This window comes from Caulobacter sp. B11, from assembly GCF_002737765.1.
GTDB lineage: Bacteria > Pseudomonadota > Alphaproteobacteria > Caulobacterales > Caulobacteraceae > Caulobacter.
On record NZ_PEGG01000382.1, the window covers coordinates 1 to 2,843 of the forward strand.

The 2,843-nt window shown below is 65.1% G+C and carries 1 protein-coding gene and 2 pseudogenes; all 3 read right to left on the minus strand.

Annotation, left to right across the window (positions count from 1 at the left end):
- A pseudogene (locus tag CSW58_RS13165) lies at nt 1-330 on the minus strand (LPS-assembly protein LptD); the annotation flags it as partial.
- A gap of 28 nt (nt 331-358) precedes the next feature.
- Nucleotides 359-1,463 (minus strand): annotated as a pseudogene (gene lptG, locus CSW58_RS13170) (LPS export ABC transporter permease LptG).
- On the minus strand, nt 1,460-2,596 hold the full coding sequence (gene lptF, locus CSW58_RS13175) for an LPS export ABC transporter permease LptF (RefSeq protein ID WP_099447583.1): 1,137 nt from the start codon (nt 2,594-2,596) through the stop codon (nt 1,460-1,462). The pseudogene lptG and the gene lptF overlap by 4 nt, the downstream one beginning before the upstream one ends.
- Between the last annotated feature and the right edge of the window lie 247 nt (nt 2,597-2,843).

Sequence of the window (2,843 nt, forward strand, 5' to 3'; positions counted from 1 at the left end):
CAAGGCGACCTTGCCATGGGCGGTGACCACGCCGGTGCCCGTGTCGTAGACCACTTCCTGGGCGCGCAGGGTGCGCCCTTGATAGCGGGCCTCGACGTCGCCGCGGGCCGTCAGGGTCTGGGCCTTGTCGTCACGGATCAGGAGGTCGGCTTCAAGATAGTAGCCGGCGTCGCCAAGTCCGTCCTGAACCTGGGCGGGCGGCGCGGCGACGGTAGGAATCTCGGCAAAGCCCTGCTGGGCCTGCGCCAGGCCGCCCATCGCCAGCCAGGCGGCTCCGACCAGCAGAGCGATCCGGCCGCTCCTGTTCGCTTGTCCGCGCGCATCCATCATCAACGACCTCGATCCTGGCGACACAGACTCAACCATCCTCGGTATAACAAAGCAGCGTCAAACCCGCCAAAAGCGCCACGACGGGCGGCGTCCAGGCGGCGACCGCCGGGGTGAGGACTCCGGCCTTGCCAAGGGCCCCACACAGTTCGTTGAAGAAAAAGAAGGCGAAACCAAGGGCGACCCCGGCTCCGGCCAGGCCCGCCAGGCCGCCCAGCCGCATCAGCCGCAATGAAAAGGCCGCCGCCAGCACCGACATCGCCGCGAACAGGACGGGCGTGGCTAGGATCTGGTGCAGGCGCAACTGGAACGGCACCGAAGAGAAACCGGCCTTCTCGGTGTTCTTGATGGTCTCGGGCAGGCGCCAGACGGCGATGGCCTGCGGGTTGTTGAACCGTTCCGAAGCGGTGCGGTCGTCGAGGTTCGAGGGGATCGACTGGGACGCAGCCCGGACCGCGCGCGACCCGGGCTGGGCCTCGCGGACATTGGTCAGGCGCCAGAAGCCCGGCTCGAGCCTGGCCTCATTGGCTTCGACGCGACTTGAAAAGGCCAGGACGCCGTTCTTGTCGACGTCGTAGATGAACATCGAGACGCCCCGAAGCCTGACTGTTCCGTCCACCTGATCTCGAACTCGCGCCCGGATGACGATCTGGCGCTTTTCGTCGCCCTGCCGTAGCCACATCCCTTGGGCGCGGACTTCAGGTAGTTCTCCAACAGGGCGTCGCGGGAGGTTTCGTACTGCGCGCTCATGGCCGCCGTCAGCGGGTTGAGGGCGGTTACGGAGATCACGCCGACCACGAAGGCGAAGGTCGCGGCGGGCAAGATAAAGCGCCAGGCTGAAACGCCGGCGGCGCGCATGGCGATCAGCTCGCTACGTCGATTGAGGCCGACAAAGGCCCCAGGGTGCCAAACAGGAACAGGAACGGGGCTAGCACCAGGATGGTGGCGGGCGCCTGCAGTACGGTCAGGAAGAGCAGCTCGAGGAATCCGGCCTCGGCCCGTGTGCCCACGCTGCGCGCGATGTCGACGAAGGCCACCAGCATGACCAGCGCGCCCAGCACCGCCAGGGCGGCCGCCAGGGAAGCGACGGTCTTGCGCAGCACATAGCGCTCAAGCATGCCGACGCCGAAACTCATGCCAGACCCAGCCCTTGCTCGCCGCCGGCCAAGCCGATGGCCACGTAGCGTGTCACCTTCTGGCGGAAGATCTGGCTCATGCCCCACCAGATCGCACTCAGCGGCACGAGATATTGCAGAACATTGAGCCATTCGCTGTCGTCACACGCCGCCTTCACGCCGTAGCCGATCACCTGAACCACGATGGCCACGGCGCCGACCCCGGCGATTCTGCGGCCATAGCCCATGCGGCTGAACGAGCCGCCGATCACGGCGGCCAGGGCCATGGCCATCATGGCGACGGGATAGAGCGGGCTGGCCAAGCGCCAGTGGCCCTCGGCCAGAAGCTTGACCCTGTTCTTCTGCTCCCACTCCTGGGTCAGGTCCGGGAAAAACAGCTCGTGCGGATAGCGGTCGGCGATCTTGTAGTGCAGCAACTCGTCGCTCTGGAACAGGTTGGACAGATCGAAGACATATTCGTCGAACGATAGGTAGTTCAGCACCCCGGCGCTGGAGAACTCCTGATTGGAGCCTCGGCGCATGATCAGGATCGGAAAGCCGTTGCGCTCGGCGATTACACCATCACGGGCGGTGTAGGTGGTGGCGCCGCCATTGGGCTTTTCCTGGTGAATGAACAGGTTGTGGATCAGGCCGTCACGGTCGATCGACTGGGCGTAAACGGTCAGGCCGGGTCCTGGCTCGGTAAACTCGCCTGGCCGGACCAGGGTGGAGGCCAGGTCGGTCTTCACGGCAAAGGAGGTTTCGCGGATTTGCCGTGCGCTCCACGGCTGGGCCCAGAGACTCAGGGCCAGGGAAATCAGGCCGGCGCCGATGGCTAGGCGCATGGCGGGGGAGATCACCCGCCAGCGGCTCATCCCGCCGGCGAAGCAGACGACGATTTCCTGTTCCGTATGAAGCCTGTTGAGCGCCACCAGCGCCGCGACGAACAGGGCGATCGGCAGGATGATTCCGACCAGGGCCGGCATGGCCAGGGCGATGATCTTCAGGAACACGACGGCGTTCTGGCGCTGATCGACCAGCAGCTCGAATTCCGAGAGGCTGCGCGCCAGGAGGGCCAGGGCCGCGAGGGCGCCGGTGGCCAGGACCGTGGGCCCAAGCAACTGGCGAAAGAGATAGCGTTCGATCAGGCGCATGGATGGGGGATCGGGGGGCTGGCGGATTCGCGACGCGAACCCCGGAAAAGATCGGCCTCTTCTACACGGCCCATTCGCATGGGCACAACCGCTGTCGTCAGCTTCGTTGGAGACAGCCTGGCCGGGTAGCCGACAGGGCGTGACAATTGTTTCTTTTCATCAGATGGGGATTAGGCCTATCAGCGAGGAAAAAGGCTTCTTGTCCCCTGTAGGAGCGCATGATGCGTATCGAATTCGTCACCACCGA